The sequence below is a fragment of the Pseudomonas sp. PB120 genome, assembly GCF_009761815.1.
Lineage (GTDB): Bacteria > Pseudomonadota > Gammaproteobacteria > Pseudomonadales > Pseudomonadaceae > Aquipseudomonas.
The window spans coordinates 1-24,354 of the sequence record NZ_RWIN01000051.1 but is presented as its reverse complement, the minus strand read 5'-3'; the positions used below and the strand labels follow the sequence as shown (position 1 = coordinate 24,354).

General features: G+C 57.7%; 24 protein-coding genes. 12 read left to right on the top strand and 12 right to left on the bottom strand.

All coding sequences use genetic code 11. The features are described from left to right. Positions 1-65: 65 nt before the first annotated feature. Complete coding sequence (locus EJA72_RS10720; RefSeq protein ID WP_178129258.1) at positions 66-2,387, top strand: response regulator; 2,322 nt, start codon at positions 66-68, stop codon at positions 2,385-2,387. Here the strand turns inward: EJA72_RS10720 and EJA72_RS10715 are convergent. From EJA72_RS10715 to msrB, 3 genes are all read right to left on the bottom strand, one after another. Next, positions 2,371-2,832, bottom strand: coding sequence for a MarR family winged helix-turn-helix transcriptional regulator (locus EJA72_RS10715; protein ID WP_157711435.1), 462 nt, complete (start codon positions 2,830-2,832; stop codon positions 2,371-2,373). The two genes, EJA72_RS10720 and EJA72_RS10715, sit on opposite strands and share 17 nt — an antisense overlap. After that, positions 2,829-3,314, bottom strand: coding sequence for a glutathione peroxidase (locus EJA72_RS10710; protein WP_150635967.1), 486 nt, complete (start codon positions 3,312-3,314; stop codon positions 2,829-2,831). The genes EJA72_RS10715 and EJA72_RS10710 overlap by 4 nt, the downstream gene beginning before the upstream one ends. A 195-nt stretch (positions 3,315-3,509) precedes the next feature. Next, complete coding sequence (msrB, locus tag EJA72_RS10705) at positions 3,510-3,905, bottom strand: peptide-methionine (R)-S-oxide reductase MsrB (protein WP_157711434.1); 396 nt, start codon at positions 3,903-3,905, stop codon at positions 3,510-3,512. A gap of 226 nt (positions 3,906-4,131) precedes the next feature. On the opposite strand from msrB, the gene EJA72_RS10700 reads away from it, so the two are divergent. Then, positions 4,132-5,343 carry a pyridoxal phosphate-dependent aminotransferase gene (locus tag EJA72_RS10700; protein WP_008030363.1) on the top strand — a complete coding sequence of 404 codons (1,212 nt, stop codon included), beginning with the start codon at positions 4,132-4,134 and terminating at the stop codon, positions 5,341-5,343. Between the two features lie 317 nt (positions 5,344-5,660). Then, on the top strand, positions 5,661-6,548 hold the full coding sequence (gene htpX, locus EJA72_RS10695) for a protease HtpX (RefSeq protein WP_157711433.1): 888 nt from the start codon (positions 5,661-5,663) through the stop codon (positions 6,546-6,548). A gap of 97 nt (positions 6,549-6,645) precedes the next feature. On the opposite strand, the gene EJA72_RS10690 is transcribed toward htpX, so the two are convergent. Beyond that, positions 6,646-7,302 carry a thiopurine S-methyltransferase gene (locus EJA72_RS10690; protein WP_157711432.1) on the bottom strand — a complete coding sequence of 219 codons (657 nt, stop codon included), beginning with the start codon at positions 7,300-7,302 and terminating at the stop codon, positions 6,646-6,648. A 102-nt stretch (positions 7,303-7,404) separates the two neighbouring features. Here EJA72_RS10690 and EJA72_RS10685 point away from each other — a divergent pair, with 102 nt between their 5' ends. Then, positions 7,405-8,172, top strand: coding sequence for a class III extradiol ring-cleavage dioxygenase (locus EJA72_RS10685; RefSeq protein ID WP_157711431.1), 768 nt, complete (start codon positions 7,405-7,407; stop codon positions 8,170-8,172). A 30-nt stretch (positions 8,173-8,202) separates the two neighbouring features. On the opposite strand, the gene EJA72_RS10680 is transcribed toward EJA72_RS10685, so the two are convergent. Continuing rightward, entirely contained in the window at positions 8,203-8,916 is a 714-nt protein-coding gene (locus EJA72_RS10680) for a UTRA domain-containing protein (protein ID WP_157711430.1), read from the bottom strand. A 351-nt stretch (positions 8,917-9,267) separates the two neighbouring features. Here EJA72_RS10680 and EJA72_RS10675 point away from each other — a divergent pair, with 351 nt between their 5' ends. From EJA72_RS10675 to EJA72_RS10650, 6 genes are all read left to right on the top strand, one after another. Further along, the gene (locus EJA72_RS10675) at positions 9,268-10,332 is read left to right on the top strand and encodes an ABC transporter substrate-binding protein (RefSeq protein ID WP_157711429.1); all 1,065 of its coding nucleotides are present in this window, start codon (positions 9,268-9,270) and stop codon (positions 10,330-10,332) included. Positions 10,333-10,497: 165 nt separating this feature from the next. Beyond that, positions 10,498-11,304 carry an alkaline phosphatase family protein gene (locus tag EJA72_RS10670; protein ID WP_157711428.1) on the top strand — a complete coding sequence of 269 codons (807 nt, stop codon included), beginning with the start codon at positions 10,498-10,500 and terminating at the stop codon, positions 11,302-11,304. Next, complete coding sequence (locus tag EJA72_RS10665) at positions 11,301-12,146, top strand: ABC transporter permease subunit (RefSeq protein WP_178129256.1); 846 nt, start codon at positions 11,301-11,303, stop codon at positions 12,144-12,146. Before EJA72_RS10670 ends, EJA72_RS10665 begins: the two co-directional genes overlap by 4 nt. Then, complete coding sequence (locus EJA72_RS10660) at positions 12,133-12,933, top strand: ABC transporter permease (RefSeq protein WP_157711427.1); 801 nt, start codon at positions 12,133-12,135, stop codon at positions 12,931-12,933. The genes EJA72_RS10665 and EJA72_RS10660 overlap by 14 nt, the downstream gene beginning before the upstream one ends. Next, positions 12,930-13,919 (top strand): ABC transporter ATP-binding protein, encoded by a 990-nt coding sequence (locus tag EJA72_RS10655; protein WP_157711426.1) that lies wholly within the window; start codon positions 12,930-12,932, stop codon positions 13,917-13,919. Before EJA72_RS10660 ends, EJA72_RS10655 begins: the two co-directional genes overlap by 4 nt. 34 nt (positions 13,920-13,953) lie before the next feature. Then, positions 13,954-14,607: an HAD family phosphatase gene (locus EJA72_RS10650; RefSeq protein WP_157711425.1), complete on the top strand. Its 654-nt coding sequence runs from the start codon at positions 13,954-13,956 to the stop codon at positions 14,605-14,607. A gap of 141 nt (positions 14,608-14,748) precedes the next feature. On the opposite strand, the gene EJA72_RS10645 is transcribed toward EJA72_RS10650, so the two are convergent. Beyond that, positions 14,749-15,711, bottom strand: a complete 963-nt coding sequence (locus EJA72_RS10645; RefSeq protein WP_178129254.1) for a zinc-binding dehydrogenase — start codon at positions 15,709-15,711, stop codon at positions 14,749-14,751. Positions 15,712-15,853: 142 nt separating this feature from the next. Between EJA72_RS10645 and EJA72_RS10640 the strand changes: the two genes are divergently transcribed. Both EJA72_RS10640 and EJA72_RS10635 read left to right on the top strand, forming a co-directional pair. Beyond that, a complete protein-coding gene (locus EJA72_RS10640; protein WP_178129252.1) occupies positions 15,854-17,935 on the top strand; it encodes a carboxy terminal-processing peptidase in 2,082 nt (693 codons plus the stop codon). 135 nt (positions 17,936-18,070) lie between these two features. Beyond that, entirely contained in the window at positions 18,071-19,861 is a 1,791-nt protein-coding gene (locus EJA72_RS10635; RefSeq protein WP_157711423.1) for a bifunctional diguanylate cyclase/phosphodiesterase, read from the top strand. A 427-nt stretch (positions 19,862-20,288) separates the two neighbouring features. Here EJA72_RS10635 and EJA72_RS10630 read toward each other — a convergent pair whose 3' ends face one another. The 6 genes from EJA72_RS10630 to EJA72_RS10610 all read right to left on the bottom strand — a co-directional run. Further along, positions 20,289-20,612 carry a hypothetical protein gene (locus EJA72_RS10630; protein ID WP_157711422.1) on the bottom strand — a complete coding sequence of 108 codons (324 nt, stop codon included), beginning with the start codon at positions 20,610-20,612 and terminating at the stop codon, positions 20,289-20,291. 506 nt (positions 20,613-21,118) lie between these two features. Then, on the bottom strand, positions 21,119-21,418 hold the full coding sequence (locus EJA72_RS10625) for a contact-dependent growth inhibition system immunity protein (RefSeq protein WP_157711421.1): 300 nt from the start codon (positions 21,416-21,418) through the stop codon (positions 21,119-21,121). Continuing rightward, positions 21,415-21,747, bottom strand: coding sequence for an RNase A-like domain-containing protein (locus EJA72_RS28950; protein ID WP_178129303.1), 333 nt, complete (start codon positions 21,745-21,747; stop codon positions 21,415-21,417). The genes EJA72_RS10625 and EJA72_RS28950 overlap by 4 nt, the downstream gene beginning before the upstream one ends. 49 nt (positions 21,748-21,796) lie before the next feature. Continuing rightward, positions 21,797-22,309, bottom strand: coding sequence for a DUF2247 family protein (locus EJA72_RS10620; protein ID WP_157711420.1), 513 nt, complete (start codon positions 22,307-22,309; stop codon positions 21,797-21,799). Between the two features lie 463 nt (positions 22,310-22,772). Further along, positions 22,773-23,192 (bottom strand): hypothetical protein, encoded by a 420-nt coding sequence (locus EJA72_RS10615; RefSeq protein WP_157711419.1) that lies wholly within the window; start codon positions 23,190-23,192, stop codon positions 22,773-22,775. Further along, on the bottom strand, positions 23,189-24,354 hold a 1,166-nt coding region (locus EJA72_RS10610; RefSeq protein ID WP_178129250.1), incomplete at its 5' end, for an RHS repeat-associated core domain-containing protein. The genes EJA72_RS10615 and EJA72_RS10610, both read right to left, overlap by 4 nt.

The window sequence follows — 24,354 nt, the reverse complement described above, 5'->3', positions numbered from 1 at the left end:
TCGGCATCCCGGCATGATCGACTATGCTTGAGCAGCGAAGGGAAACGAAAGTGGTTCAACACCCCATGGATATCAAGTTCACCCACCGGCTGTCGTACAAGCAAGCCCGGCTTACTGTGCTGGTCGGTTTTATCCTGGGTACGCTGCTCAGTCTGCTGCAAATAGGCATCGATTATGCCAGTGAAGACGCCTCCATCAACCGTGAAATACGCTCCTTGCTGGAAATCAGCCATAACCCCGCGTCGCGCATCGCCTATAACATCGACGCCGAACTCGCCCGGGAACTGACATTGGGCCTGTTACGCTCACCGGCAATCGTCTCCGCGCAACTGACCGATAACAATGGCAACGTACTGGCCAGCGTAGAGCGCCAGGGTTTGCAAAGTGGCTATCGGGTGCTCAGTGACTTCCTGTTCGGCGCCAACCGCCAATTCGAAGACCGGCTCTACCTCCACCACCTGCCGACGGAGTCCCTGGGCACTTTACGCCTGGACGTCGACACCTTCGCATTCGGCAGCCGGTTCCTGCGGCGGGCCGAAGTGACCTTGCTCAACGGCTTCGCCCGCAGCCTGCTGCTGACCGGCATCCTGGTCACCTTGTTCTACTTCATGCTGACCAAGCCGTTGGTGCGGGTCATCCGCGAACTCAGCGGCCGTGATCCGCGCAGTCCGGAACCCACCTTGCTGGAATGCCCGACCGGCCATGAAAAGGATGAAATCGGCGTGTTGGTCAAAGTGGCTAACCAGCAATTCGAAAACATCGGTACCGAAATCCAGCAACGGCGCAACGCCGAAAACCGCCTGACCGACTATTTAAGCCAGCTGGAGAACATCGTCTCGGCACGCACCACGGAACTCAAGGCCAGCAATGCCAGGCTCAGCCAATCCAATCAGGAGCTGGAAACGGCCCGCAGCACGGCCCTGGACATGGCCGAAGCGCGCTCGACGTTCCTGGCCAACATGAGCCACGAAATCCGCACGCCGCTCAATGGCCTGCTGGGCATGATCGCGCTCTCGCTGGACGGCCCGCTCAATGCCGAACAACAGCAGCAACTGTCCATCGCCCATGACTCGGGCAAAGTCCTGGTGGAACTGCTCAACGATATTCTCGACCTGTCGAAGTTCGATGCCGGCCAGCTCGAACTCGAACACATTCCGTTCGACCTCGGGGCGCTGATCGAAGACACCGCCAACCTGCTGTCGCAAAACGCCGCGCCAAGCGTCGAGCTGACCTGCCTGATCGACCCGCACTTTCCGGCCCTGGTCCTAGGGGACCCCACCCGTGTCCGGCAGATCGTCAGCAATTTGTTGTCCAACGCCCTCAAATTCACCCGGTTCGGCCGCGTCGACGTGCGGCTCTCAACAATCGGCGACGGCGTCCGAATCGAAGTGTGCGACACCGGAATAGGCATCCCCCAGGATGCACAGGTGAAAATCTTTCGGCCGTTCACTCAGGCCGGCGCCGGCATCACCCGGCAGTTCGGCGGCACAGGGCTGGGCCTGGCGCTGACTTACAATCTGTGCGAAGCGATGCAGGGGCGATTAACGATCAGTTCGGAAGCAGGCTTCGGCAGCCAGTTCTGCGCCGATCTGCCATTGCCCAGTCACACCCGGGCCCTGGCTCCTGGACTGCTGCGGGGCAACGTGATCGCGATCACCGCTGCAAACAGCGGTCTGGCGGAGCTGTTGAAAAGTCTGTTGCCCGGCTGGGGGATCGACTACCAGCAGCGCGCGCTCGATGACTCGATGCTCGATCTGAATCCGGACATCGTGATCACCGATTGCCCCGAATGCCTGTTCGGCCTGCGCCCCACCTGCACTTCGCTCATTCTGCTGGTCACGGCCTACGGCAGTTTCATGCCCAGCGAAGAAGCCAGCGCCCTCGCCCCGTTGCAGCAACAGGCACGACCGCTGGCGCGCAACGCGTTGTATCAGGCACTGCGGCGAAACCTCCAGCCGGATCTGAATCCCCCCAACGATCTCCGGCTCGAAAGCCTCTCACCGCAACGGCGTGCACGCGTGCTGCTGGTCGAGGACAATCCGGTCAATCAATTGGTCGCCAAAGGGATGCTCGGAAAACTCGGTTGCGAGGTGAGCGTCGCCGGCCACGGTGGCGAGGCCCTGGACCAACTTGAGCAAAGCGACTTCGATCTGGTCCTGATGGACTGCAACATGCCGGTGATGGACGGGTACGAAGCCAGCCGGCAAATCCGCCGCAGCGGGCGCTGGCCACAATTGCCCATCGTCGCCCTGACCGCCAACGCCATGTCCGAGGAACGCGAACGCTGCCGTGCCGCGGGCATGAGCGATTACCTGGCCAAACCCTTCCGCCGGGAAGAGCTCGCCGCGCTACTCGACCTGTGGATTCCCACTACGACAGTGCCTTGATTTGCCCCAGCAGGTGATCGAGGCCATTGCGCAGGTCATTCAGGCGATCCAGATCGACCCCGCTGTCACACAGCAGTTTCGACTTGAGCGGCCCGACCTGATCGCGCAATGCCTTGCCGGCGGGCGACAGGCTTAGATGCACCTCACGCTCGTCCCGTACCGAACGCTGACGCTGGACCAACTGCAATTGCCCCAGACGCTTGAGCAACGGCGTCAGCGTGCCGGAATCCAGCGCCAGGCGTTCGCCCAGTGCCTTGACGGTCGGCTGCTCCGGCGCAGCGTCCTGCCATTCCCACAACACCAGCATCGCCAGGTATTGCGGGTAAGTCAGGCCGAGCTGATCGAGCATCGGCTTGTAGGCGCGGATGACGGCCCGGGAAGCGGCGTACAGCTTGAAACACAGCTGACTGTCAAGCTTCAGTGAATCGACGGCAAAGGTGTTCATTTGAGCAGGGCTTCGATCTCGCGGCTTAGGTCCTGCGGCTTGGTCGCCGGAGCGAAGCGCTTGACCAATTGGCCGTCCTTGCCGATCAGGAACTTGGTGAAGTTCCACTTGATGCCCTGGGAACCGAGTACACCCGGGGCGCGTTTTTTCAGTTGAACGAACAACGGATGAGCACCGGCGCCGTTAACGTCGATCTTTTTGAACAGCGGGAAACTCACGCCAAAATTCAGCTCGCAGAATTCGGAAATCGCCCCTTCGTTGCCCGGCTCTTGCTTGCCGAACTGATTGCAGGGGAAGCCGAGTACCACCAGCCCCTGGTCCTTGTAGGTCTGCCACAGCTCTTCGAGGCCTTTGTATTGTGGGGTGAAACCACATTTGCTCGCAGTGTTGACCACCAGCACGGCTTTGCCGGCGTAATCGGCGAGGGTCTTTTGCTCACCTTTGATGGTGGTGCAAGGGATGCTCAGGAGGTTGTCGCTCATGGTTTTGGCTCTGAATGGAGGACGATCGGTTAAAAATAGCGAGCAATTGAATTGTGTGCAATTCAAATATTGAACACCAATCCCCTGTAGGAGCGAGCTTGCTCGCGAAGGACGCGAACAATGGCGCGTTCATTCTGATTAAACGCGTTTTCGTTAACGTTCTTCGCGAGCAAGCTCGCTCCTACAGGAGTTGCGTTACCCGCGCGGTACCAGGTCCAGGCACACCGAGTTGATGCAATAACGCAGGCCGGTCGGCGGCGGGCCGTCCGGGAATACGTGTCCCAGGTGCGCATCGCATTTGGCGCAAACCACTTCAGTACGGATCATGCCGTGGCTGACATCGCGGATCTCGACCATGGCGCTGTCGCCGATCGGCGCGTAGAAGCTCGGCCAGCCGCAGCCGGAGTCGAATTTGGTCTTGGAGTCGAACAGTGGCTCGTTGCAGCAGATGCAGTGGTAAACACCCGCGGTTTTGGTGTCGTTGTATTTGCCGGAGAACGGCCGTTCGGTGCCCTTGAGGCGGCAGACGTTGTACTGCTCCGGATCAAGCATCGCCCGCCATTCTTCCAGGGTTTTTTCCAACTTTTCCATCATCACACCTCAGCAGCTGAAAAAGCCCGATCTGTACCTTTTCCACGGATCGGGCGGCACGTATGATTGCGCCTCGTCAAACGCCAGTCTGGCAGCCAGACCACGCGCATTCAAACGGATTTATGGGTGCGGCATCTCAAGGCGTCAGGCCTGTGTGAATACGCAGGATTCCCAGCACGGTCGTTCATACGCCGCCTGGATCGTTCATTTTCAGGAACACATCGCCATGCAGGTCAGCAAATCGAACAAGCTCGCCAACGTCTGCTATGACATTCGCGGCCCAGTGCTCAAGCACGCCAAACGCCTGGAAGAGGAAGGCCATCGCATCCTCAAGCTGAACATCGGCAACCCGGCGCCTTTTGGTTTCGAAGCGCCGGATGAAATCCTTCAGGACGTGATCCGCAACCTGCCGACCGCCCAGGGCTACAGCGACTCCAAAGGCCTGTTCAGCGCGCGCAAGGCCGTCATGCAGTACTACCAGCAAAAGCAGGTGGAAGGCGTCGGCATCGAAGACATCTACCTGGGCAACGGCGTCTCCGAGCTGATCGTGATGTCGATGCAAGCCCTGCTCAACAACGGCGACGAAGTACTGGTCCCGGCACCAGACTACCCGCTCTGGACGGCTGCCGTGAGCCTGTCGGGCGGTAATCCGGTGCATTACCTGTGCGACGAGCAGGCCAACTGGTGGCCAGACCTGGCCGATATCAAGGCCAAGATCACCCCGAACACCAAGGCCCTGGTGATCATCAACCCGAACAACCCGACGGGCGCCGTCTATTCCAAGGAAGTCCTGCTGGGCATGCTGGAACTGGCCCGCCAGCACAACCTGGTGGTTTTTTCCGACGAGATCTACGACAAGATCCTGTACGACGATGCCGTGCACATCTGCACCGCCTCGTTGGCGCCAGACCTGCTGTGCCTGACCTTCAACGGTCTGTCCAAGTCGTATCGCGTGGCTGGTTTTCGTTCGGGCTGGATCGCCATTTCCGGTCCGAAACACCACGCCCAAAGCTACATCGAAGGCATCGACATGCTGGCGAACATGCGCCTGTGTGCCAACGTGCCGAGCCAGCACGCGATCCAGACCGCTCTCGGAGGCTATCAGAGCATCAATGATCTGGTGCTGCCGCAAGGTCGCCTGCTCGAACAACGCAATCGTACCTGGGAACTGCTCAACGACATTCCTGGCGTCAGCTGCGTCAAGCCGATGGGCGCGCTCTATGCGTTCCCGCGCATCGATCCGAAAGTCTGCCCGATCCACAACGACGAGAAATTCGTGCTCGACCTCCTGCTGTCGGAGAAGCTGCTGGTGGTCCAGGGTACGGCCTTCAACTGGCCATGGCCGGACCACTTCCGGGTCGTGACCCTGCCCCGCGTGGACGATCTGGACATGGCCATCGGCCGCATCGGCAATTTCCTCAAGTCCTATCGCCAGTAAGCGACCTGTCACCGTGCGACGCTTGCGCGAATCGCACGGTGATTGATTCAGCAACATATCTTTGCGCCGTTCCGCGCATTACCTCTGCAATTCCCGACTGATGACCCGACACGGGCTCGCGTCTAACAACGACGGGGCCCTGTGTGGGTAATCGGCTGACAAACTCGTCCTGCATCAGCGTCGGAAACGTCCTTCAACCAGCTAGACTGTTGCCGTAGGACACAGTTTGAAATAGTCACTTGGTTGAATAGCCCGGTGCAGCACCTTATATACCCCGCAGTACGCTACATCTTTAGCACAAGGAGATTTCTACAACCATGATGCGCATCCTGCTGTTTTTGGCCACTAACCTGGCGGTCGTGCTGATTGCCAGCATCACCCTGAGCCTTTTCGGCTTCAACGGGTTCATGGCGGCCAATGGGGTTGACCTCAACCTCAATCAGCTGCTGATTTTCTGTGCGGTCTTTGGTTTTGCCGGTTCGCTGTTCTCGCTGTTCATCTCCAAATGGATGGCGAAGATGAGCACCAGCACCCAAATCATCAGCCAACCGCGCACCCGTCACGAGCAATGGCTGTTGCAGACCGTCGAGCAACTGTCTCGCGAAGCCGGGATCAAGATGCCCGAAGTCGGGATTTTCCCGGCCTACGAGGCAAACGCTTTCGCCACGGGCTGGAACAAGAACGACGCACTGGTCGCAGTCAGCCAGGGCTTGCTCGAACGCTTTTCGCCTGATGAAGTGAAAGCCGTACTGGCCCACGAAATCGGCCACGTCGCCAATGGCGACATGGTGACCCTGGCGCTGATCCAGGGTGTGGTGAACACCTTCGTGATGTTCTTTGCACGGATCATCGGCAACTTTGTCGACAAGGTGATCTTCAAGAACGAAGAAGGCCAGGGCATTGCCTACTACGTGGCGACCATCTTCGCCGAACTGGTCCTGGGCATTCTGGCCAGCGCCATCGTCATGTGGTTCTCGCGCAAACGCGAATTCCGCGCCGACGAAGCCGGCGCACGCCTGGCCGGCACCAGCGCGATGATTGGCGCACTGCAACGCCTGCGGGCGGAACAGGGCTTGCCGGTCCACATGCCGGACACCCTGAATGCCTTCGGCATCAACGGCGGCATCAAACAAGGGTTTGCTCGCATGTTCATGAGCCACCCGCCGCTGGAAGAGCGCATTGACGCGTTGCGTCGTCGGGGCTGACAGGCTCTGCACTAAACAAAAGGCCCGCAGTGATGCGGGCCTTTTTTTGTCTGTCTGATTATTGCAGCGCTCTTCAGGCCAGCAAACTCAACACACCTTAACGGCTGGAAACCCGATAAACCCGCTCTTCAAGCCGAGTAACGCCACTCTCGACGAACTTCCAGCTCGACGCCAGCACGTCCTGATCCTCCAGAATCTTCAGCTCCCACGACGCCCCGAACAACCGCTGCACTTCATCGTCCAGCACGGCAAACGGCGGACCGTCCTTTTGCGCCTGGTCGTAATCCAGCGTAATCAACAACCCCTGGGACTCCTTCGGCAAAATCCGGTTGAGGTGGGCGGCATATTGCTCACGCATCAATGGCGGCAGGGCTATCAGTGCGGCACGGTCGTACAAGGCTGAGCAATCGGCCACATCGCCGGCCGTCAACTCGAAGAAATCACCGCACCACAGCTCGATCGAGCCCGCTCGATAGACCTTGAAGGGCCCTTGCTCGCTGACGTCAGGATCAAACTGATGCTCGCTGAAAAAATCCTCAATGGCCTTTTCCGACAGCTCAATTCCCAATACTTCATGACCTTCGCGTGCCAGCCACAGCAGATCGAGGCTCTTGCCGCACAATGGCACCAACACGCGCGCGCCATCTTCCAGAGCCAATTGCGGCCAGAAACGCTGCAGATATGGATTCACTTCCGGCAGGTGAAAGCCGATCTGATTCGACTTCCACCGCTTGTGCCAAAACTCCGGCTGCATAATTAATCCCAAAAATTCGATCAAAAGACGCTAAAACTTATATTAGATTTAGATCAATGATCTGACTGAAGATGATGCCATCTTACTCTCAGGAGCTCTTTCATGTTCCCTAGCCTCTATATATCCCATGGCTCACCCATGTTAGCCCTGGAACCGGGTGCCAGCGGGCCGGCCCTCGCGCGTCTGGCCGCCGAATTGCCGAAACCCGAGGCCATCGTGATTGTATCCGCGCACTGGGAAAGCAACGAGTTGCTGGTCAGCGGCAATCCCCAGCCGGACACTTGGCATGACTTCGGCGGCTTTCCAAAGGCGCTGTTCGAAGTGCAATACCCCGCACCCGGCAATCCGCAACTGGCGACAGAAGTTGTCGAACTGTTGAAGATCGGCGGCCTGCCGGCACGTATTGATGCCAAGCGGCCGTTCGACCATGGCGTCTGGGTGCCGCTGTCATTGATGTATCCGCAAGCGGATGTTCCGGTGGTGCAAGTCTCGCTGCCAACCCGTGGCGGCCCAGACCTGCAAACCCGCGTCGGTCATGCGCTGGCCAGCCTGCGCGAGCACGGCGTGCTGGTCATCGGTTCCGGCAGCATCACCCACAACCTGCGTGAACTGGATTGGCATGCCGGTCCGGAAAGCGTCGAACCCTGGGCGAAGGCCTTTCGTGACTGGATAATCGAAAAGCTTGCCGCGAACGATGAGAGCGCATTGCACGACTATCGCCAGCAAGCACCGAACGCGGTGCGCAATCATCCAAGCGATGAGCATTTGCTGCCTTTGTATTTCGCCCGCGGTGCGGGAGGAAGCTTCGGTGTGGTCCACCAGGGTTTCACCATGGGCGCCTTGGGCATGGACATTTACCGCTTCGGCTAACCCGGAGTCCGGAACCTGCGGCGGCCAGGTTCAGACCACATCGACCCCGACGTGAATCGCATCATGCCGCCAGAATTCCAGATCGCAGTCGATCAGTCGTTCATGCTGATCGTAATTGACCCGGGCGATGCGCAGCCCGGGGCTGCCCACCGAAACCCGCAAAGCCGCGGCCGCATCCACCGACAACGCCGTCGGCACGATCTCGAAGCGCACCCGCCCATAGTGCAGATCGTAATGCCGCGCATACAGCTCGGTGATCGACTGATTCAAATCGAACTCCAGGATCCCGGGAAAGTACTGCGGATTGAGGTAGTGCTCCACGTACAACACCAACCGCTCATCAATCCTGCGCGCCCGGCGAATCTGAATCACGCTCGACAACGCCGGCAACTGCAACCAGGCGCAGACCGCCGCCGACGCAGGTTGCAGCCGCGCTGAAATCACTTCGGTGGACGGCACCCGCCCCTGAGCACTGACCATGGCGTGAAAATGACTGCGCTGCATCAGGTTGTACGCCAGCCGTGGCGGCGACACGAACCAGCCCCGCCGCTCTTCCCGATAAATCTGCCCTTGGGCCTCCAACTGCAACAATGCTTCGCGCACCGTGATCCGCGTGGTACCGAACAACTCGCTCAACTTGCGTTCGGCCGGCAACTTGCTGCCGGGCGCCAACAGCCCGTGGTCGAGCTGTTCCTGAAGAACTTGCCCGATGGCTGTCACCGCTTTGGTTGTCTCGATGCGCATCAACGTTACCTATCTGGACTAGACCAGCACTGTTTCGGGGCGGAATCACGGAATCAACCGTGCTCCATCAACTGCCTGCAAGACTAGGCACGGTACATGACTGGCAGATGACAAAGCCGCCGAACGGTTGGTCCAGACCTCTGCAATTTCACGGCCAAGTCCTTCTATATCAGCCTTTTAGCCATGGTCTACGCTTAACCGGAAGCCTGAGCAGCGCCGTGCAAAAAATAGAGGCCTACCGGTCGTCGACATCAAAATGTCATCGAACCTGCCTAGATTGGCTCAGGTATTGCTGACCTAGACCAACACAACCGCAATCGCAGCGTTGAAAACGCCCATAGGAGCTTCGGAATGAAACAGTTTTTCCTGGCATCACTGTTAGGCTCGACCATTGCCATGTGCACCGCCGCCATGGCGGCTGATGATTTGAAAACCCTGGAAGCCGCTGCGAAAGCGGAAGGCGCGGTCAACAGTGTCGGCATGCCCGATGACTGGGCCAACTGGAAAGGCACCTGGGACGACCTGGCCAAGACTTACGGCCTGAAACACATCGACACCGACATGAGTTCGGCGCAGGAAATCGCCAAATTTGCCGCTGAGAAAGACAACGCCACCGCCGACATCGGCGACGTGGGCGCGGCGTTCGGTCCGATCGCGGTCAAGCAGGGCGTCGTGCAACCCTACAAGCCGAGCACCTGGGATCAAGTCCCGGACTGGGCCAAGGACAAGGACGGCAACTGGGCACTGGCCTACACCGGCACCATCGCCTTTATCGTCAACAAGAAGCTGCTGCATGGTTCCGATGCACCGACCAAATGGGCCGACCTGAAAACCGGTAAATACAAGGTCTCCATCGGTGACGTCAGCACCGCAGCCCAGGCGGCAAACGGCGTCCTGGCTGCTGCACTGGCCAACGGCGGTAACGAGAAAAACCTGGAACCCGCCCTGCTGCTGTTTGCGGACATCGCCAAGCAAGGCCGCCTCTCAATGGCCAACCCGACAATTGCCACCATGGAAAAGGGTGAAATCGAAGTAGGTGTGGTCTGGGACTTCAACGGTCTCAGCTACAAAGCCAAGATGGCCAACCCGGACGACTACGTTGTTCTGATCCCATCCGATGGCTCGGTGATTTCCGGCTACACCACCATCATCAACAAATACGCGAAGAACCCGAACGCCGCCAAACTGGCCCGCGAGTACATCTTCAGCGATGCCGGCCAGATCAACCTGGCGCGCGGCAACGCCCGTCCGATTCGTGCCGATCACCTGACCCTGCCCGAAGAGGTGAAAGCCAAGCTGCTGCCTAACGAGCAGTACAAAGGCGTGACGCCGATCAAGGACGCGGATGCGTGGGAAAAAACGTCCAAGGCCCTGCCTCAGAAGTGGAACGAAGAAGTCATCGTCGAGATGAAGTGATGCGGTAACCCACCGTTTGAAGGGCTGTTGGAGATCCCTGTGGGAGCGAGCCTGCTCGCGATAGCGATCTGACATTCAACCTTGATGTTGACTGTCAGTCCCTCATCGCGAGCAGGCTCGCTCCCACAGTGGACCGAGATAAACCCGAGTTTTGCGGAGTCCCCTATGAAGCACAACGTCATCCTTGTCGTGCTCGACGGCCTTAATTACGAAGTCGCACGCCACGCCATGGGGCACCTGCAGGCTTACGTCGGCGCAGGCCGCGCGGCGCTCTATAAACTGGAGTGCGAATTGCCGGCCCTGTCCCGCCCGCTTTACGAATGCATCCTGACCGGCGTCACGCCGATCGACAGCGGCATCGTGCACAACAATGTCTCGCGCCTGTCCAACCAGCGCAGCATCTACCACTACGCCCGCGATGCCGGCCTGACAACCGCCGCTGCGGCCTATCACTGGGTCAGCGAGCTGTATAACCGTTCGCCGTTCGTGGCCGCCCGGGATCGGCATACCGATAACCCCGACCTGCCGATTCAGCACGCTCATTTCTACTGGAACGATCACTACCCGGATTCGCACCTGTTCGCCGACGCGGAAAACCTGCGCCTGCGCCACGCGCCGAACTTCCTGTTGGTGCATCCCATGAACATCGACGACGCCGGGCACAAGCACGGCCTCGACACCGCGCAATACCGCAACAGCGCCCGCTCGGCCGACATTATTCTGGCCGACTACCTGCAAGGCTGGCTCGATGCCGGTTATCAGGTACTGGTGACCGCCGATCACGGCATGAACAACGACCGCTCCCACAACGGCCTGCTCCCCGAAGAACGCGAAGTCCCGCTGTTCGTCCTCGGCGACGCGTTCAGCCTCAACGCCAACGCCGTGCCGAAACAAACGGAAATCTGCGGCACGGTCTGCGAATTGCTGGGCGCGCCCCACGACAAACCTGTGTGCCGGGAGCTCCTCAAGTGAATGCAATCACTCGCGGCAAATGGCTGGCGGCGCTGTGCCTGGTGCCTTTTGCCCTGTTCTTCTTCGTGTTCGAAATTGCCCCGCTGATCTGGGTGATGATCAACAGTCTGCAATCGGAAGAGTTCGGCTGGGGCATCGAAAATTTCACCAAGATTTTCAAGTCGAAGTTCTACCTGCAGGCGATCCAGTACAGCCTCGAAATCAGCTTCTGGTCCAGCGTGTTCGGCATCATCATTGCCGTGCTGGGTGCCTATTCGTTACGTCGGGTCGACTCGAAACTGCGCAACTTCGTCAACGCCTTCGCCAACATGACCAGCAACTTCGCCGGGGTGCCGCTGGCCTTCGCGTTCATTATTCTGCTGGGCTTCAACGGCAGCTTCACCATCATGCTCAAGCAGGCCGGGATCATTCAGGATTTCAACCTGTACTCGAAAACCGGGCTGATCATTCTCTACACCTACTTCCAGATTCCCCTGGGCGTGCTGCTGCTCTACCCCGCCTTCGATGCCCTGCGCGAAGACTGGCGCGAGTCCGCCGAACTGCTCGGCGCCAATGGCTGGCAATTCTGGCGGCACATCGGGTTGCCGGTGCTGACCCCGGCGCTGCTGGGCACCTTCGTGATCCTGCTGGCGAACGCCCTCGGCGCCTACGCCACGGTGTATGCCCTGACCACCGGCAACTTCAACGTGCTGCCGATCCGCATCGCTGCCATGGTTTCCGGGGATATTTCCCTCGACCCGAACCTCGCCAGTGCCCTGGCCGTGGTGTTGGTCGCGCTGATGACCCTGGTGACCATCGTGCATCAGTTGCTGTTGAAGAGGAGCTACCATGTCTCGCGCTGAGCTGGGCCCCGCCGGTGTCTACCATCGGGTCGTGGTGTATTTGCTGTTTGCCATCCTGTTGTTGCCCCTGGCCGGTACGCTGATCTACTCGATCGCCAGCAGCTGGTCGGCGACCATCCTGCCCAGCGGCTTTACGTTTAAGTGGTACGTCCAGCTGTGGAGTGACCCGCGTTTCCTGCATGCGTTCGGGCAGTCGCTGCTGGTCTGCGTGGGCGCGTTGATTCTGTCGGTGGTGCTGATTTTGCCGCTGCTGTTCGTGGTGCATTACCACTTCCCGAAACTCGACGCGCTGATGAACATCCTGATCCTGCTGCCCTTCGCGGTGCCGCCGGTGGTGTCGTCGGTCGGCCTGTTGCAGCTGTACGGCTCGGGGCCGTTTGCGATAGTCGGCACGCCGTGGATATTGATCGGCTGCTACTTCACCGTGGCACTGCCGTTCATGTACCGGGCGATCACCAACAACCTGCAAGCGATCAACCTGCGCGACCTGATGGACGCCGCCCAACTGCTCGGAGCCAGCACCTTTCAAGCGGCATTTCTGGTGGTGCTGCCGAACCTGCGCAAAGGCTTGATGGTGGCGTTGCTGCTGTCGTTCTCGTTCCTGTTCGGTGAGTTCGTGTTCGCCAACATCCTCGTCGGCACCCGCTTCGAAACCCTGCAGGTCTACCTCAACAACATGCGCAACAGCAGCGGCCACTTCACCAGCGCGCTGGTGATTTCCTACTTCTTCTTCGTGCTGGTTCTGACCTGGGCGGCCACTATCTTGAACAAGGACAAAAGCGAATGAGCTATGTCAGCGTCCAACATCTTCAAAAGAATTACGCAGGCACCACGGTATTCAGCGACATCAACTGCGAGATCCAGAAAGGCGAATTCGTCACCCTGCTCGGCCCGTCCGGTTGCGGTAAATCCACGCTGCTGCGCTGCATCGCCGGGCTGACTTCGGTGGATGGCGGCAAGATCCTGCTCGATGGCGTCGACATCGTGCCATTGAGCCCGCAGAAGCGCGGCATCGGCATGGTGTTCCAGAGTTATGCGCTGTTCCCCAACATGACCGTCGAGCAAAACGTCGCCTTCGGTTTGCGCATGCAAAAGGTCAATGCCGAAGACAGCCGCACGCGCGTCGCCGAAGTACTGAGGCTGGTGGAGCTGCAAGATTTCGCCTCTCGCTACCCGCATCAGATGTCGGGTGGCCAATGCCAGCGCGTCGCCCTCGCCCGCTCGTTGGTGACCCGGCCACGGCTGTTGTTGCTGGACGAACCGCTGTCGGCCCTCGATGCGCGGATTCGCAAGCACTTGCGCGAACAGATCCGTCAGATCCAGCGCGAACTGGGCTTGACCACGATCTTCGTCACACACGATCAGGAAGAAGCGCTGACCATGTCTGACCGGATTTTCCTGATGAATCAGGGAAAGATCGTACAAAGCGGCGACGCCGAAACCCTGTATACCGCGCCCGTCGACGTGTTTGCCGCCGGTTTCATCGGCAACTACAACCTGCTGGACGCCGACAGTGCCACCAAACTGCTGCAACGGCCGATCACCCATCGCATTGCCATCCGTCCGGAGGCCATTGAGCTAAGCCTGAACGGCGAGCTTGATGCCCAGGTCCGCAGTCATAGCCTTCTGGGCAACGTAATTCGCTACCGGGTCGAAGCCCGGGGCGTGGAATTGGTGGTGGACGTGCTGAACCGCTCGGCGGCTGATCTGCACCCCGATGGTCAGCGCCTGGCACTTTCCATCGATCCGACGGCCCTCCGTGAGGTAGCCTGATGCCCTTGCTGATGTTGAAGAGAGAACTGCACTGATGGCCCTGGCAATTTTTGATCTGGACGAAACCCTGATCCACGGCGACTGCGCCACCCTCTGGAGCGAACAGATGGGCCGGCTCGGCTGGGTCGATCCCGAGTCGTTCATGCGGCAAAACAACGAACTGATGGATGCCTACAGCCACGGCAAGCTGCGCATGGAGGACTACATGACCTTCAGCCTCGAACCGATGATCGGGCGCACTCCGGCAGAGGTCGAACATCTGGTCGGGCCGTGGGTGGAAGACTTCATCGAACCGATCATCTTCAGCGACGCCACCAAAACCATCGCCGCCCATCGCAAGGCGGGCGACCGGATTCTGGTGATCTCGGCGTCCGGCACGCACCTGGTCCGGCCGATTGCCGACCGATTGGGCATCGACGAGATTCTGGGCATCGAACTGGAAGTGGCGCATGGCGTTTACACCGGCCACACGGTCGGCACACTGACCTACCGCGAAGGCAAGATCACCCGTTTGCTGGAATGGCTGGACGCGGAAGAGGAAAACCTGGAGGGCGCGAGTTTCTACTCGGATTCACGCAACGATTTGCCGCTGCTGCTGAAGGTAGATTTCCCACACGTGGTGAACCCGGATCCGGCACTGCGTGAGCACGCCGAAAAAGCCGGCTGGCCGATTCATCTCTGGAAGTAACCCCAATCCCCTGTAGGAGCGAGCTTGCTCGCGATGGACGTGAACGATAACGCTTATTGCCTGGAAAAATGCGTTGCCTTCACATTCATCGCGAGCAAGCTCGCTCCTACAAGGATTGCGCCGAGCCTTGGGTGCAAGGGTTCAGGTCAGGCTTTCGTCAATCACCAACACCAACTTCCCCGCCACCTTGTTACTCGCCAACTCCGCAAATGCCGCTTCGGCGTCCTTGATCGCAAACGTCCGGGCCAGTTGCGGGCTCAATCGCCCTTCGGCAAACAGCGGCCAGACATGCTGGCTAAGGTCACTGAACAGATCGGCCTTGAATTGATCGTCGCGGGCACGCAACGTCGACCCCAGTAACTGCACGCGCTTGGCCAACACCTGGGCCAGGTCCAGTTTCGCCTCACGCCCGCCCATCAACCCGATCAACACCCAGCGACCATCACGGGCCAGCAGTTTCAGGTTCAGCGTGGCGTAGTTGCCGCCGACGGGGTCAAGGATCACATCGAACGGTCCCAGGTCATTCAAGCCGTCCAGATCCCCGGTACGCAACACGCCGCCCTGGGCGCCCAGCGCTTCGCAGTACGCCAAACGCTCGGCGGAACCGACGCTGACCCAGCACGGGTTGCCGAACGCCTTGCACAGCTGAATGGCGGCTGAACCAATTCCACTTGCTCCGGCGTGCAGAAGAACTTTCTCACCGGGTTTTAGCGCAGCCAGTTGAAACAAATTCAGCCAGACGGTTGCATACACTTCGGGCAGTGCGGCGGCTTCGGCCAACGACATTTCGTCGGGAACCGGCAGCACGTGCCGTCCGTCGACAACCACCTCTTCGGCCATCCCGCCCCCGGCCAGCAAGGCGCAAACCCGATCGCCGACCTGCCAGGACGAGCCTGCGCCGACCTCGCTGATCACCCCCGAACACTCTAGACCCAGCACCTGACTGGCCCCCGGCGGCGGCGGATACAGGCCTGCCTTCTGTAATAAATCGGCGCGATTGAGGCCCGCTGCCGCCACTCGAATCCGAACTTGTCCTACATCGCAGGTAGGACTCGGCTCTTCAACCCACTCCACTTGACCGTCAACGCCTTGCAATGCTTTCACAGTGCCTCCATAGTGAGTCTGGACTGAGCCCGTAGCGGTAGCGCCGGGCTTTCTTGCATTATGTGACCGGCCCTTTGTGGAACCGGCGCGACTTCAAAGACGGCCTAATATGCGTGATCAATTGTCCCCGCGTCGAATCAGCATGAAGCATCTGTTCCCAAGCACCGCCCTCGCCCTATTCATCGGTATCGGCCTGATGCCGATGTCGAGCAATACGTTCGCAGCCAATAGCTGGGACAAGCTTCAGCCTGATCGTGACGAAGTAATCGCCAGCCTGAACGTCGTCGAGCTGCTCAAGCGCCATCACTACAGCAAGCCGCCACTCGATGACGCGCGCTCGGTGATCATCTACGACAGCTACCTCAAGCTGCTGGATCCGTCGCGCAGCTACTTCATGGCCAGCGACATTGCCGAATTCGACAAGTGGAAAACCCAGTTCGACGACTTCCTCAAAAGCGGCGACCTGAACGCCGGGTTCACCATCTACAAGCGCTACCTGGACCGCGTCAAAGCGCGTCTGGACTTCGCCCTTGCGGAGCTGAACAAGGGCGTCGACAAGATCGACTTCACCACCAAGGAAACCTTGCTGATCGATCGCAAGGACGCGCCTTGGCTCAAGTCCACCGCAGAACTCGATGACCTTTGGCGCAAACGCGTCAAGGACGAAGTCCTGCGGATGAAGATCGCCGGCAAAGACTCCAAGCAGATTCAGGAAACCCTGACCAAGCGCTACAAGAACCAATTGTCGCGTCTGGACCAGACCCGTCCGGAAGACATCTTCCAGGCGTACATCAATACTTTTGCCATGTCCTACGACCCGCACACCAACTATCTGTCGCCGGATAACGCGGAAAACTTCGACATCAACATGAGCCTGTCCCTCGAGGGCATCGGCGCCGTGCTGCAGAGCGATAACGACCAGGTCAAAGTCGTGCGCCTGGTGCCGGCAGGCCCGGCCGACAAGACCAAACTGGTCGCCCCGGCCGACAAGATCATCGGCGTTGCCCAAGGCAACAAAGAGATGGTCGACGTGGTGGGCTGGCGCCTGGACGAAGTGGTCAAGCTGATCCGCGGTCCGAAAGGCACCGTGGTGCGCCTGGAAGTGATTCCGGCCAGCAACGCGCCGAACGACCAGACCAGCAAGATCGTGCCGATCACCCGCGAAGCGGTGAAACTTGAAGATCAGGCGGTGAAAAAATCGGTCCTGAACCTCAAGCAGGATGGCAAGGACTACAAGCTCGGCATCATCGAGATTCCGGCCTTCTACCTCGACTTCAAGGCGTTCCGTGCCGGTGATCCGGACTACAAGAGCACCACCCGCGACGTCAAGAAGCTGCTGACCGAGTTGCAGAAAGACAAGGTCGACGGCGTGGTCATCGACCTGCGCAACAACGGCGGCGGTTCCTTGCAGGAAGCCACCGAGCTGACCAGCCTGTTCATCGACAAAGGCCCGACCGTTCTCGTGCGTAACGCCGATGGCCGCGTCGACGTCCTGGAAGATGAAAACCCGGGCGCCTTCTACAAAGGCCCGATGGCGTTGCTGGTCAACCGCTTGTCCGCCTCGGCTTCGGAAATTTTTGCCGGCGCCATGCAGGACTACCACCGTGCACTGATCATCGGCGGCCAGACCTTCGGCAAAGGCACCGTGCAGACCATTCAGCCGCTGAACCATGGCGAACTGAAACTGACCTTGGCCAAGTTCTACCGGGTTTCCGGCCAGAGCACCCAGCATCAGGGCGTACTGCCGGACATCGATTACCCGTCGATCATCGACACCAAGGAAATCGGCGAAAGCGCACTGCCTGAAGCCATGCCATGGGACACCATCAAGGCGGCCATCAAGCCGGCGGTTGACCCGTTCAAGCCGTATATCGCGCAACTCAAATCCGAGCATGACCTGCGTTCGGCCAAGGACGCCGAGTTCGTGTTCATCCGCGACAAACTGGCCCTGGCCCAGAAGCTGATGGAAGAAAAAACCGTCAGCCTCAACGAAGCCGACCGTCGCGCACAGCATGCCGATATCGAGTCCAAGCAGCTGGTGATGGAAAACATCCGCCGCAAGGCCAAGGGCGAAGAGCCGCTCAAAGAGCTGAAGAAAGAAGACGAAGACGCCCTCGCGGCCGAGCCGGACAAGACCAAACCTGAAGACGATGCCTACCTGAGCGAGACGGGCCGGATTCTGTTGGACTACCTGAAGCTCAACAGCGCGGTAGCAAAGCACTAAGGTGATGGCGATTTAATGCTGATGCTCCCCGGAGCGTCATCAAACAGTCATCAATCTGTCGTGAAATAAGGGATTGCGCGCGCCTCTCTAAACAAGAGTCCGCTCGCAGTCCTTTTTTTATCGCCAGAGAAAGCCATGACCACGACAGAACAGCTGAGTGCCTTGAGTTCCATACTGGCTCAAAGCGGCTTGCACAGCCTGTTCCAGCCGATCATTTCCCTCTCTGAACGTCGCATTGTCGGCTACGAAGCCCTCAGTCGCGGCCCGTCCAACAGTCCGCTGCATTCCCCTATCGCGCTGTTCGCCGTTGCCCGCCAGGCCGGCCGCCTGAGCGAGCTGGAAATTGCCTGCCGCGAAAGTGCATGTCGACGTTTCAACGAACAGCAATTGCCCGGCAAGCTGTTCCTCAACGTGTCTCCGGAATCCCTGCTCGAAGCCGCCCATCAACCCGGCCGTACCCTGCAGTTGCTGGAGGATTTCGGCATACCGCCGAGCCAGGTGGTGATCGAGCTGACCGAGCAAACACCGACCGACGATTTCCAGCTGTTGCAGAACGCCCTGCATCACTATCGGGCGATGGGTTTTTCCATCGCGCTGGATGATTTGGGGGCGGGCTATTCAAGCTTGCGACTCTGGTCCGAATTGCGGCCGGATTACGTGAAGATCGACCGGCATTTCATCGACGGCATCCATCAGGATGCCCTCAAGCGAGAGTTCGTCGGCTCGATTCTGCAAATCGCCAAGGCCTCCCGGGCACAAGTGATTGCCGAGGGCATTGAGCTGCCGGAAGAGCTCGCGGTGCTGACCGACATGGGGGTCGATCTGGTCCAGGGCTATTTGCTGTGCCGCCCGCAAGAGCATCCGCCCAGGGATGCTCGGGCCTTGATGCCCAAACACGACACCACCGCCATCGCGCTGAACGAGGAAGGCAGCGACCTGAGTGCCCTGCTCAACGACCAACCGGCGGTGCCTCGCGATACGCCGACCGCCACGGTACTGGAAGCCTTCCGCCGCCAAGCCAACCTGAACTCGCTGGCGGTGCTCGACGAGCAAGGCCATCCTTGCGGCATCGTCCATCGGCATTCGCTCTCGGACGCCCTGCTCAAGCCCTTTGCCACCGACCTGTTCGCCCGCAAACCCATCAGCCGGTTGATGAACGACGATTTTCTCGCGGTTGAAATGAGTCAGTCGCTGCAACAGGTCAGCCGGCTGATCACCAGTCGCGCCCGACAGCGGATCGAAGAAGACTTCATCATCACCCTCAATGGCGGCTACCTGGGTTTGGGCCGGGTCATCGATGTGCTCAAGCTGATTACCGAACTGAAAATCCAGCAAGCGCGCTACGCCAACCCGCTGACCCTTCTGCCCGGTAACGTGCCGATCCAGCAATGCCTGACGCGAGTGCTACAACAGCAGCGGGAATCGGTGATCTGCTACGTCGACATCGACAGCTTCAAACCCTTCAATGACATCTACGGCTATGGCCGCGGGGATGAAGTCCTGCTGTGCCTGGCGCAATGCCTGAATGACCGCGTCGACCCGTCCCGCGACTTCGTTGGCCACATCGGCGGCGATGACTTCCTGCTGGTGCTCGGCCCCGAAGACTGGCGCAAACGTTTGAACCAGCTGCTGGACGACTTCCAGAGCCAGTGCCGACGCTTCTACCGAAGCGAACACCTGGAAGCCGGCTGCTTCATCGCCCCGAATCGCCAAGGGGTGCGGCAAGAATTTCCCTTGTTGTCGCTGTCGATTGGCGTGGTGCATTTGCACCCAGAGGCCTGTGAGCAACTCGATGCAAGCCAGCTCGCGGAAATGGCCTCCCAGGCCAAACATCACGCGAAGAATGTGCCGGGCCATAGCGTGCATGTGATTGATAGTTTGGCGGTGACTGTGCAAGAAAATGAATTGCTGATGGGGCATCGCTAACTGTTTGACCTCGCCTCTGTGGCGAGGGAGCTTGCTCCCGCTGGGCAGCGAAGCAGCCCCAAAACCAGCAACCCAGTAATTTTGCCCTACCGCACCACCCAAGGCTTAAGTCCGGATCAACAATTTCTCCTCACTGCACACACAACCCTGTGGCGAGGGAGCTTGCTCCCGCTGGGTTGCGAAGCAGCCCCAAAACCAGCAACCCGGTAATTCCTGACCCACCGCACCACCCAAGGCTTGAGTCCGGATCAACAATTTCTCCTCACTGCACACACAACCCTGTGGCGAGGGAGCTTGCTCCCGCTGGGTTGCGAAGCAGCCCCAAAACCAGCAACCCGGCTATACCTGACACACAGTACCGCCCTTTTTTGCGACTGCTGCGCAGCCGAGCGGGAGCAAGCTCCCTCGCCACAGGTTCCACTAAGCTCTAATCGTTAGATCGAACCCGCAACCGCCGCCCAACCACATCCAGCACATCACACCCATCACGCAACGGAATGGCGCACAGCAACGCAAAATCACTGAGGATAAAGGACTCACACTCAATCGAACCCCGCATCGACAGGTTCTCAAGCACTTGGGTAACGGCACGAATTCGATAGCTCGCCGCGTCATACAAAACATCAAGCGGCGCTTGGGTATCGACGAACAGGGTGGGCATGTCGCTGCAATTGCTGGTGAGCGCCATGAAGCGGTTTTCGGGGTGGGGGATTGGTTTTTCGTAGGGTGGATCGGGGTGAAGGGTTTTCATGCTTGTGACCTCTGGTAGTAAATGGAGCTACCATCGGCCTTCCTACAGGCTTGGGTGGCAGCTATACGCGGGGTAGGAATATCGAGACCAGAGAACTCGACCACACCGAAGCGTGCCCGCGCACAGCCGCCGCAACTGATCTTACGGACGCACGTGCACGGCCGCAAATACAGGTGTCAACGCCAAAGCGTGATCTCTAGTTTTGAAGGGTTCCTACACCCTGCCACTGCTTTTGCAGCGACCACCAAAGACTATCGAGGGAACAAATTTCACACCAGTTCATGGAAACCGCTACAACTTGAAGGAAATTTCCGAAGACTTTGCCCAGAAATTTCGCTGACTGTCAGACCGCCTTCGCGGGCAAGCCTCGCTCCCACAGGTCCGAAGCCGGCCGCCAAAAATGGGAACGCCTTCAATCCTGTGAGAGCGTGCTTGCCCGCGATTGAGCGCGAAGCGGTCATAAAATCTATTCATCACATAAACAGAGGGGGACGAAATTTTTTTCATCAAGTTCTTCTATCCAGTTTGATAGAAATATGACGCAACCATAACTCGCCTGATTTCCACTCATTCCAGTAGCAGTAGTAACAGCTCAGCTCTTTGAATAGATATTCCCTTAACTCCACTTCGCCCTTCCGCTGATCAAGCAGTACATTGAGCTCTTCCCGGACCAACGTTAATTCCCCAGGGTCGGAGTCAGCTAAAAAAACATCGATCACTTGTTCAGCCGTCCCGTGCTCAACCATCCAATCCTGATGAAAGTAAGCACCAAAAAAATCATGTAACTCGGACAGATCTTTGTTCATATTTGTGCAAATCCTGTTAGCAAAAAATATCCCTCAGACCGTCGGACATCCTTTACCAGTACCAACAACACCTTTGATGCCGGTAAATGGCCGTTACTTCCATTGAGTAAGCTGACGCCTACTGGGTAGGGGAATGTATGAGTAACTGTCGTTTTCCCTTTTTTTCCTTCTAGGAATTTTTCGATTTTTGCTTTATTAGCATCCAATGCTTTCGAAGAAGCCGACTCCGCGGTAGCTCGATCAGGAAACGTTGATGCGGCAGGGATATTTGGCTCAGCTTCTAACCTTTTAGCTAACTGCTTGTCCGCTCTCCCCTCATACTTCTTGATGGATAAAATAACGGGACAGATTTATTTACATTTTCTACATTTATCGTTGCTAGGTGAATCTATTTTGCTGTTCAAAAAAAACTTTGTAAGTGAGAATAACCTCTTTCCATTTTTCAAATAGTTTCCCTTCAGACCCTTCTGGCCCTTCAGGCCCTTCAGGAGGAGGCATATACCTAATTATAGAGGAGATCTCTACTGGATAATCGAAGTCTGCGTATAGCTCCCCCACTATTCCAAGTGAATCTTCATACTCATCTTGATGCTCAAATAGAAACGAGAGCAATAAAAAAACCCAAGGCTTTGCAGGTTCTTCCGTTTTGGGTGACGGCTCTTTGTTTACCAGTGATTCAAGTAGGTTGCTTACCAAATATTTTTCTTCAAGTAGCAGTGAGGCCAGCTCAATAGCTTCTTGTGAGGATTCAGTAGTTAAGGCTTCGCATGCGTAGTCCGAAACTCCTTTTTCATCTATAAATCCGTGCTCGAACCCATAGAGAAGTTCAGCCCAGTTTAGCCACGGGGTTTTGTTGTGTATGTATTGGCCATCGAGCAATAGTTTTTTCATTAGCATCTACTTAGGCAGCCTGGATGGAGTCTGATTTGGTGTTCCATTTACTTTTCCATCCGGAATAAATTTCTAATGAGTTAACTTTAGCTTTAAATTTAAATCCATTCATAAATACCACTTTTGTTATTCACCACCCCTACCAACTGTGTGAGCGTATTATTTAATCCATCACCACCCTTTAGTGAAAAGACACTCCCTGAGCAGGTATCTGATCAACAACTTGGCTAGGGGCTCTGTGCATTGGATCTTCTTTCAGAGCGCTTCCTAATGGTTGAGCAGCATTTATTTCTTGTGCTGCATAGCCCGTGCGTTGCCTCTCAAAAAGAGCCACATTATGAGCTGAGTTATCCCTGGGCTCTGGAAGTTTTGGCGCTCCCTCATCAACCCTAGCAGAAAAAACACATCCGCCCACTATGCCTCCTAAAAAAACCGCCCCTCCTTAAACTCACATAATGCAATATCACCAACTAACTTCACTCTTAAAATAGAGCCTCGACATTGAGCCAGAAATTCTCTCTACCTTTCCAGCAATCAGGTATTCGCCGAAGTCTCTCTTAAGCACATCCTGAACTAAATATTTTGGATGCAGCAGGGGAACTTCACATGCGTAATTATATAGTCTCCACACATCAAACCCATCGACCCGCTCGTCTGGCCCATAATCGAAATCAACGCATACCCCCGGAAAATACACCCTACAACCGACACCATGCAGTTCGTAGCTTATGCCATCTAAAATCTCACCTCGCTGTGGAATTTCCTTTGTTCCCCAAAGCGGAAGTATACATTTTTTGCCAAACCGACTCTCAAGTAAGTCCGTAGCCCTCTTTACCTGATCCAGAAAGTCATCAATCAAATATTCCAGACTTTTATTCTTCATCTTCTTGATCTCACCAACCTATCATGCCCGACGTTATCAGCTGACTGCTTGACTTCTTCGATACTATTAAAAATACTACGATGCCCCACAATATCTTTTATCAATACGATACTAACTTTAGTGTGGGTTTGTCTGGCCGCAGAGGCCCGATGATGTCCATCGACTATATAGCGGTTACCATTATGTTCCACAACATCGATTGGCCAATTTTCGTCGTACCCGCTTTTTTGCATTTCTCCAGCCATAGCTTCTACTTTCTTTGTGGACTTTTTGCCCTCTATCGAATGAGCTCTTTTCAAAGTGCTTGGATCCACTCCGCTGATTATAGTAGGCAGCGCCGGCCCACCCTCATCCACCCTAACGCCAGTCGTATCATCCGGCGCCGCACACCCCGGCTTCCCCGACTGCGGGCAATTCCCGCTCAACCCCAACGGATCAACCCACCCCGTCGGGTTCAGCGTGTACTGGTACTGATTCAACCCACCCGCCAACTTCACCGGGTCTGGCGTCAAGTACCGCCCTACCGTCGGATCATAGTACCGATGCCGGTTGTAATGCAGGCCGCTCTCGGTATCGAAGTACTGCCCTTGAAAGCGCAACGGTTGCTCAAGTTGCTCGCCGCCGCCGAAGGCCAACTGCGTGACCTTGCCGTAGGCGTTGTACTTCGCTGACCAGACGATCTCGCCGCCAAAATCGGTCAGTTCCTGCGGCGTGCCGAGATGGTCGAGTTGGTAGTAGAACGGGCAGGCCTTGCGCGGGCCTTTACCGTCGAGCATGGCCAGCGGTTTGAAGCTGCCCGGTTCGTAGACGTAGCTGCGGTAGTGCGTGCGGCTGCTTTCGGCGACCAAAGTGTCGCCTTGCCAGAAGAATTCGGTGGTTTTGCCGTCGACGGTTTTGGCGATGCGGCGGCCGAAGGCGTCATAGCGGTAACTGGCGCAACGCCCATCCGGCAACGTGACGCCGACCAATCGGTGCTGGCAGTCGTAGGTGTACTCGGTGACGAGTTGTTGCCCGCTGCCACGGCGCTCGCGGATCAGGTTGCCGAAGGCGTCGTAGTCGTAATGCCGGTCGCCTTGCATCAGCAGGCGGTTGCCTTTGACGGTTGCGGCGCCGGGGCGGTCCTGCATCAGCAGGTTGCCGGCCGGGTCGTGGGCGAAGCTTT

Excerpts from the sequence above, each read along its gene's own strand:
- EJA72_RS10720 (WP_178129258.1), top strand. The coding sequence starts at position 66 with ATGGATATCAAGTTCACCCACCGGCTGTCGTACAAGCAAGCCCGGCTT.
- EJA72_RS10715 (WP_157711435.1), bottom strand. The coding sequence starts at position 2,832 with ATGAACACCTTTGCCGTCGATTCACTGAAGCTTGACAGTCAGCTGTGT.
- EJA72_RS10710 (WP_150635967.1), bottom strand. The coding sequence starts at position 3,314 with ATGAGCGACAACCTCCTGAGCATCCCTTGCACCACCATCAAAGGTGAG.
- msrB (WP_157711434.1), bottom strand. The coding sequence starts at position 3,905 with ATGGAAAAGTTGGAAAAAACCCTGGAAGAATGGCGGGCGATGCTTGAT.
- EJA72_RS10700 (WP_008030363.1), top strand. The coding sequence starts at position 4,132 with ATGCAGGTCAGCAAATCGAACAAGCTCGCCAACGTCTGCTATGACATT.
- htpX (WP_157711433.1), top strand. The coding sequence starts at position 5,661 with ATGATGCGCATCCTGCTGTTTTTGGCCACTAACCTGGCGGTCGTGCTG.
- EJA72_RS10690 (WP_157711432.1), bottom strand. The coding sequence starts at position 7,302 with ATGCAGCCGGAGTTTTGGCACAAGCGGTGGAAGTCGAATCAGATCGGC.
- EJA72_RS10685 (WP_157711431.1), top strand. The coding sequence starts at position 7,405 with ATGTTCCCTAGCCTCTATATATCCCATGGCTCACCCATGTTAGCCCTG.
- EJA72_RS10680 (WP_157711430.1), bottom strand. The coding sequence starts at position 8,916 with ATGCGCATCGAGACAACCAAAGCGGTGACAGCCATCGGGCAAGTTCTT.
- EJA72_RS10675 (WP_157711429.1), top strand. The coding sequence starts at position 9,268 with ATGAAACAGTTTTTCCTGGCATCACTGTTAGGCTCGACCATTGCCATG.
- EJA72_RS10670 (WP_157711428.1), top strand. The coding sequence starts at position 10,498 with ATGAAGCACAACGTCATCCTTGTCGTGCTCGACGGCCTTAATTACGAA.
- EJA72_RS10660 (WP_157711427.1), top strand. The coding sequence starts at position 12,133 with ATGTCTCGCGCTGAGCTGGGCCCCGCCGGTGTCTACCATCGGGTCGTG.
- EJA72_RS10655 (WP_157711426.1), top strand. The coding sequence starts at position 12,930 with ATGAGCTATGTCAGCGTCCAACATCTTCAAAAGAATTACGCAGGCACC.
- EJA72_RS10650 (WP_157711425.1), top strand. The coding sequence starts at position 13,954 with ATGGCCCTGGCAATTTTTGATCTGGACGAAACCCTGATCCACGGCGAC.
- EJA72_RS10640 (WP_178129252.1), top strand. The coding sequence starts at position 15,854 with ATGAAGCATCTGTTCCCAAGCACCGCCCTCGCCCTATTCATCGGTATC.
- EJA72_RS10635 (WP_157711423.1), top strand. The coding sequence starts at position 18,071 with ATGACCACGACAGAACAGCTGAGTGCCTTGAGTTCCATACTGGCTCAA.
- EJA72_RS10630 (WP_157711422.1), bottom strand. The coding sequence starts at position 20,612 with ATGAAAACCCTTCACCCCGATCCACCCTACGAAAAACCAATCCCCCAC.
- EJA72_RS10625 (WP_157711421.1), bottom strand. The coding sequence starts at position 21,418 with ATGAACAAAGATCTGTCCGAGTTACATGATTTTTTTGGTGCTTACTTT.
- EJA72_RS10620 (WP_157711420.1), bottom strand. The coding sequence starts at position 22,309 with ATGAAAAAACTATTGCTCGATGGCCAATACATACACAACAAAACCCCG.
- EJA72_RS10615 (WP_157711419.1), bottom strand. The coding sequence starts at position 23,192 with ATGAAGAATAAAAGTCTGGAATATTTGATTGATGACTTTCTGGATCAG.